Annotated in this window: 6 protein-coding genes; 5 read left to right on the top strand and 1 reads right to left on the bottom strand. The window is 39.8% G+C overall.

Annotated elements, in window-relative coordinates:
* Positions 1 to 175 precede the first annotated feature (175 nt).
* From R7Q38_RS22610 to R7Q38_RS22585, 5 genes are all read left to right on the top strand, one after another.
* Complete coding sequence (locus tag R7Q38_RS22610; RefSeq protein ID WP_318114376.1) at positions 176 to 529, top strand: hypothetical protein; 354 nt, start codon at positions 176 to 178, stop codon at positions 527 to 529.
* A gap of 1,117 nt (positions 530 to 1,646) precedes the next feature.
* Positions 1,647 to 2,054 carry a hypothetical protein gene (locus R7Q38_RS22605; RefSeq protein ID WP_043886957.1) on the top strand — a complete coding sequence of 136 codons (408 nt, stop codon included), beginning with the start codon at positions 1,647 to 1,649 and terminating at the stop codon, positions 2,052 to 2,054.
* A gap of 686 nt (positions 2,055 to 2,740) precedes the next feature.
* Entirely contained in the window at positions 2,741 to 3,265 is a 525-nt protein-coding gene (locus R7Q38_RS22600; RefSeq protein WP_005530754.1) for a GNAT family N-acetyltransferase, read from the top strand.
* A 145-nt stretch (positions 3,266 to 3,410) separates the two neighbouring features.
* The gene (locus R7Q38_RS22590; protein WP_176311035.1) at positions 3,411 to 3,818 is read left to right on the top strand and encodes a hypothetical protein; all 408 of its coding nucleotides are present in this window, start codon (positions 3,411 to 3,413) and stop codon (positions 3,816 to 3,818) included.
* A gap of 731 nt (positions 3,819 to 4,549) precedes the next feature.
* Positions 4,550 to 4,948: a lysozyme inhibitor LprI family protein gene (locus R7Q38_RS22585; RefSeq protein ID WP_021822220.1), complete on the top strand. Its 399-nt coding sequence runs from the start codon at positions 4,550 to 4,552 to the stop codon at positions 4,946 to 4,948.
* A gap of 222 nt (positions 4,949 to 5,170) precedes the next feature.
* Here R7Q38_RS22585 and R7Q38_RS22580 read toward each other — a convergent pair whose 3' ends face one another.
* Positions 5,171 to 5,515 (bottom strand): hypothetical protein, encoded by a 345-nt coding sequence (locus R7Q38_RS22580; RefSeq protein ID WP_142541379.1) that lies wholly within the window; start codon positions 5,513 to 5,515, stop codon positions 5,171 to 5,173.
* Positions 5,516 to 5,840: the final 325 nt, after the last annotated feature.

Below are 5,840 nucleotides of genomic sequence, written 5' to 3'. Positions count from 1 at the left end.
GGAGAACGCGCATAACAAATTGTTCAAGAGTGATTCGGCACGCGTGGCATTTTTACTATGCGTTGGTTTTAGTGGTTTATGTGGTATGCGGAGACTTAGGTATTGCGTGCCTCACACCTTAACAAGGCGTTATATGCCTGTCCCGGCTATCAGTACCTATAAAGTTGATAAATAAATGAAATTCACTGTTGAGAAAAAAGAAGACTTGGCAATGGCTGCACTCACTTTACTGGAGGGCGTTCCTAGAGTTAAGGAAGTTTCAGTAAAGAAAAACCTGCATGTGAGGAACAAAGCACCCACTAAAGATAAGCTTTTAGAAACTATGAAAAGGGTTTGTAGTGATGAGGAGATTAGCGAGGCTACTTTTCTAAATCAGTTTCAGTGCAGTCAAAGAGAGCTAATTTCCCGCGAAGTAGAAGATCTCATCAAGTGCTATATGAGAGTTAAAAATGCCATAGAGGCTATGGATGTTGCAGAGGAACTTCAATTAAGTAATAGCAGTTGGTATTATGAGTTAATAAGCATATAACAAAGCATTTAAGAGTGATTCGCAACGCTTGGCAGTTTCGCTTCGCTCAAGTATAGCCAAGCGTTGCTCACACCTTAATGCGGCGTTATGTCTCTAATCGAAAAAGCCCAAGCGCTTTAGTTGCTTGGGCTTTGCTTACAGGCATTAATTTGGAGTAGAGCGGTAATGCTCTCTCACCTTTTTGCCATTACGTGTGTGTGCTGGTACGTGCACTTTCTTTTTACCACTTTGTGTTTTAGCCATAAGGTTCTCCTCATAGGTTTGACTAAAAGTAATAACACTACATATTGTGTTTTTGTTGTCTTGGTGTTCAATATATTGTTGTTTTTCCTCTGTGGTAATACATTTATCCATGCTCTAATCATGGTTTATTAATGGTGTGATCAACGTCTAAGCTGAGTGTGAAATCTGGTGTAAGATACATAACAATCTGTTTAAGAGTGATTCGCAACGCTTGGCATTTTCGCTATGCGTTGTGTTTAGTGTTTAAGGTGATTTGCGGCGGCTTCGGTATTGCGTTGCTCACACCTTAACAGGGCGTTAGTACGGGTTTGACATCAAAGGTCATAAGTTTTGGTGTTTATCTGTTTTGGCGCTCGTTTTTACACCTTTCAGTTGGTGCCTTTCACGTTCTTTCCGGTGGCACTATATACGGAGTGTTCGCTTTGATTTCACCGTTTACGGCTTCTAACTCTTAGCCAATTTCTTTGGCGCTTCTTCATTTTCGTGGTGGCTTTTGAGAGAACCTTGGTTACTTTTGTTGTGGCTGTTGAAGTACGAGGAAAGAATCCTTTTCCAATTTGAAGCAAGTGGAAGTAGAGCAGTTCAGAGCGTTTTTCTTCTAACCAACTTTCGTCTTTCAATCGGGGTAAAGTTTTGTAGCTGCCCGTCTCACTTCAGTGTTCAAAGCCTTTCATATTATGCGATTTTTCAATATCTTGGAGCGCATGAATAGAAGTGGCGCATGTACTAACAAATTGCTTAAGAGTGATTCGTAACGCGTGGCATTTTTACTTTGCGGTGGCTTATGGTGATTAAGGCGCTGTGCGGTAGCTTTTGTATTGCGTTACTCACACCTTAGCAAGGCGTTATAGCTATTTAAATAATCGAGGTAAAAGTGAAATTAGCATTTTTAAAGTTGGCATCTAACATAATGTTTTGGCTGATATTCATACTAATATTTGTAGGCATATATATATACGACAACGATTTAAAGCTAAATGAGGTTGTTCCTAGTAAGGAACTTATACAGTTAGCCGACTATCGGATTTTAACATATCAGGTTTTGTCCGGCTTGTTCCTATTTTCAATCTATGCATTTGCTTCACACAAAAGTCGAAGCAAAGAAGATAAAGAGAAGGGTACATTATTTATGGATATAGCATTAAATGATTTTGCAGGAGTTCTCTTTAACTTTGGTTCTTTAAACCTATCGTTAGCTATTTTTATGCAAGATTGGTCGATGCTTTTTATTACTGGAGTAGCCTACATTATCGGTCTAATTGCTTACCCGAAAGAAAAATAGCAATAACAAACTGTTTAAGAGTGATTCGCAACGCGTGGCATTTTCACTGTGCGTAGGGTTTGGTGTTTAAGGTGGTATGCGGCGGCATCGGTATTGCGTTGCTCACACCTTAACAGGGCGTTAGTACGGGTTTGACATCAAAGGTCATAAGTTTTGGTGTTTATCTGTTTTGGCGCTCGTTTTTACACCTTTCAGTTGGTGCCTTTCACGTTCTTTCCGGTGGCACTATATACGGAGTGTTCGCTTTGATTTCACCGTTTACGGCTTCTAACTCTTAGCCAATTTCTTTGGCGCTTCTTCATTTTCGTGGTGGCTTTTGAGAGAACCTTGGTTACTTTTGTTGTGGCTGTTGAAGTACGAGGAAAGAATCCTTTTCTAATTTGAAGCAAGTGAAAGTAGGGCAGTTCAGTGCGTTTTTCTTCTAGCCAACTTTCGTCTTTCAATCGGGGTAAAGTTTTGTAGCTGCCCGTCTCACTTCAGTGTTCAAAGCCTTTCATATCATGTCACTTTTCAATATCTTGGAGCGCATAAATAGAAGTAGCGCATGTACTAACAAATTGCTTAAGAGTGATTCGTAACGCGTGGCATTTTTACTTTGCGGTGGCTTATGTGATTAAGGCGCTGTGCGGTAGCTTTTGTATTGCGTTACTCACACCTTAGCAAGGCGTTAGGCGAATGGAGGCATAATGAACTACGAGAATGACGTTTTTAGAATTAGGGAGCTTCGAGAAACTGATGCAGACTCATTGTTTAGTTTGTACTCTGGCTCAATTTCTTCTGCAAAGTACATTTCGACATTGCCTCATGATACGGTGGGAACTACGCTCTCAAAAATTCAGCAATGGAGAAAATCCTATTTGGAAAGCCGTCCCAAAGTGCTAGTTTATGGTGTCGCAGAAAGCCAAAATGACTTTGTGTTTGGGGTGGTTGTGTTTGTGTTCAATGAACAGCATGCTGAGATCCATTTTGGTATATCAGACAAATTTAGTAATCGTGGAATTGCGACGCAATTGTGTCGTACTGGCTTGGAATATTTAAACAGCTTGGGTATCAAGGAAGTAAGAACAAATCCATTTGTTGGGCACATAGCAAGTGTAAGGGTTTTAGAAAAGTCAGGTTTTTCAAATCATGGAACGCTAAAAAACTATGCGCGTTTTCCAACTTTAGGTGACGGTCTTTTCAATTGTGCAGATATGCGCATAAGCCTTTGAAAATTCGCCTAACAAATTGTTCAAGAGGGATTCGCAACGCGTGGCATTTTTACTATGCGTTGGGTTTAGTGTTTAAGGCGGTATGCGGCGGCATCGGTATTGCGTTGCTCACCCCTTAACAAGGCGTTAGCTGTTTGAGGAAAAAATGAGAAAATTCGATAAGCCGCTATTCTGGCTGTATATAAAAACAAGAGACTCATTGTTGTCATCTTTTAAGGGCTTTCTGGGAATGCTTTTAGTGTTGATCGGGGCAGCAGTAGTTTTAGGTAATGACTCCCCTGAGAATGTCTGGACTTCGGTGGGAATCATTTTATTAGTATCTAGTCTTCCAGTCTCAATGGGCTTGATGATGGTAAAGTTCAAATTTAAGAGCTTTGCTGGATCAATACCTACAGCAGAACTAGCGTACTTCTTACAGCACGATGAAGGTGCAAACTTAGATAAAGCTGTGAGAGGTTTATTTTCGTTATACCTATCTTTTATGATTTACCTTTGGTTTACGATGGTAGCTATCGCAGCTCTTGGTATGTTGGGAGCAAAGCTCGTGTTGTAAAACACAGCTAACAAACTGCTCAAGAGGGATTCGCAACGCGTGGCATTTTTACTGTGCGTTGAATTTAGTGATTAAGGTGGTTTGCGGCGGCTTAGGTATTGCGTTGCTCACCCCTTAGCAGAGCGTTAGTTGCCAACGAGGAAAACGCAGCTAAAGCAGAATGTTTAGAGTTAAAATCAGTGTGTTTTTGGTGGCGTTTCGTACTTCAATTTTGAATCGTTCGGGTTTGTGAAAATCGTTCTCAGGTTTCTTTTGTGGTTGGATTTTCTGTTTCAGAAACCGATTTACTTGTTGAAACTCAGCTTTGTATTATTGTCATTCTCGAATGAGCTTTTTGGTGTTGTCAGTTCGTTTTCTACGGCGCTGCTTATTCCAAGTGGTTTCAGTGACAAACGCTTTGAAACTGCGCCTGATTTAAGTTTTTCAAAGCACGTAAAAACAGTGTTGGCAAAGCGGTAATAAACTTCAAATCAAAGCTTTAGGTTTGGCAACTAACAAAGCATTCAAGAGGGATTCACAACGCTTGGCAGTTTTGGTTTGAATTGGCTTTAGTGTTTACAGCACAATGGTTTAGGTTAGGTGGTGGCGTTGTTCACCCCTTAATGCGGCGTTATATTAATTCGCCAAGTCACAAAATATCAACTAGGTATTGATCGTATTATTGAGCCTAATTGTTGTCCGTGCTCCATCATATGTGTAACGTTGCTATTGTCATTACATATGGAGATTGTATGAAACAAGTATTCTTGCCTTTATTATTACTGACATCTTTTAGCTCATTTGCTCAAATTGAACACCCTATTGATGTTGAGCTAGAAGCATGTATATCCGACAACTCAAGCACCGCCGGTATAGGAAATTGCGGTAGCAAAGCTCATGAACAATGGGATGCAGAATTGAACTATTACTACAAAACGTTGATGAACGTTTTGGATAGTAATCAAAAGTCCAGTTTGCGAGAATCTCAACGTTCATGGATTAAATATCGTGACCTTGAAGTTGCTAATATCAAATCAATTTATGGTTCCAAGCGAGGGAGCATGTGGGGATTAACCGCCCTTTCAGATATAACTGAAATTACAAAAGACCGAGCCTTAGCTCTAAAAAAGTACTTCGAGAATATAAATTAATATAACAAAGCATTTAAGAGTGATTCCCAACGCTTGACATTTTTGGTGTCATCGTTGGGTTTTGTGTTTAGGGCGCCATGGTTTAGGCTTGGTGGTAGCGTTGCTCACACCTTAATGCGGCGTTAGTTGTCATCGAAGAAGACGCAGCAAAATAGAGTATCTTAAGGTAAAAGAGCGGCTAAGAAATCATTCTAAGCCGTCTTTAGGTATGGTTGCGAAGAATCAATTTTCGTCATTGATTACTTCAAACATTAGGCACTCGCCTAAGCCATCGACAAGCATTGCACAATCTATTCTGACATCTAGTCTTCCAGACTGGCATTCTTTAAGGATAGGTAGGAAATTATTTTTGATTTCTTTTACTGCATCATTCTTCTTGGTTTGAATAGAATCAAAGTCGTATAGATAAATACTTCCCTTGAAAGTGGTTTCAACATTTTCAAGTTTGTCCCATTGTGAAATGTCTGCGATTTTATCTCTGACTTTATTGGCTTTTTTGACATCATCTTCTAAGCTCGGATACTGAGCTTTGACTGAGTACGTTAATAGAAAGTGGTAATTTGACACAAATCCTCCAAATATTTCATCATGTTAAATACACGGTTTTATAATGGGGATAATTATTGTGAATTCAACAGTGTGCATATTGTTTTTTGTGGTAATTTCTTTCCCCTCAACAACTAAGTAATCTTCAGGTTTGGCAACTAACAATCTGTTTAAGAGTGATTCGCAACACGTGGCATTTTTACTATGCGTTGGCTTTAGTGTTTAAGGTGGTATGCAGCAAAATCGGTATTGCGTTGCTCACCCCTTAACAGGGCGTTAGTCGCCAGAAAAAGCTAGCAGTCAAAATCATGTTTCTAAGCTCAAAATGTGGCAGCTGTTTGTTTGG

It is taken from the genome of Vibrio sp. Vb0598 (genome assembly GCF_033338935.1).
Taxonomy (GTDB): domain Bacteria; phylum Pseudomonadota; class Gammaproteobacteria; order Enterobacterales; family Vibrionaceae; genus Vibrio; species Vibrio alginolyticus.
The sequence above is the reverse complement of the archived record's forward strand: the minus strand, read 5'-3'. Positions and strand labels throughout refer to the sequence as shown.

Excerpts from the sequence above, each read along its gene's own strand:
- R7Q38_RS22610 (WP_318114376.1), top strand. The coding sequence starts at position 176 with ATGAAATTCACTGTTGAGAAAAAAGAAGACTTGGCAATGGCTGCACTC.
- R7Q38_RS22600 (WP_005530754.1), top strand. The coding sequence starts at position 2,741 with ATGAACTACGAGAATGACGTTTTTAGAATTAGGGAGCTTCGAGAAACT.
- R7Q38_RS22590 (WP_176311035.1), top strand. The coding sequence starts at position 3,411 with ATGAGAAAATTCGATAAGCCGCTATTCTGGCTGTATATAAAAACAAGA.
- R7Q38_RS22585 (WP_021822220.1), top strand. The coding sequence starts at position 4,550 with ATGAAACAAGTATTCTTGCCTTTATTATTACTGACATCTTTTAGCTCA.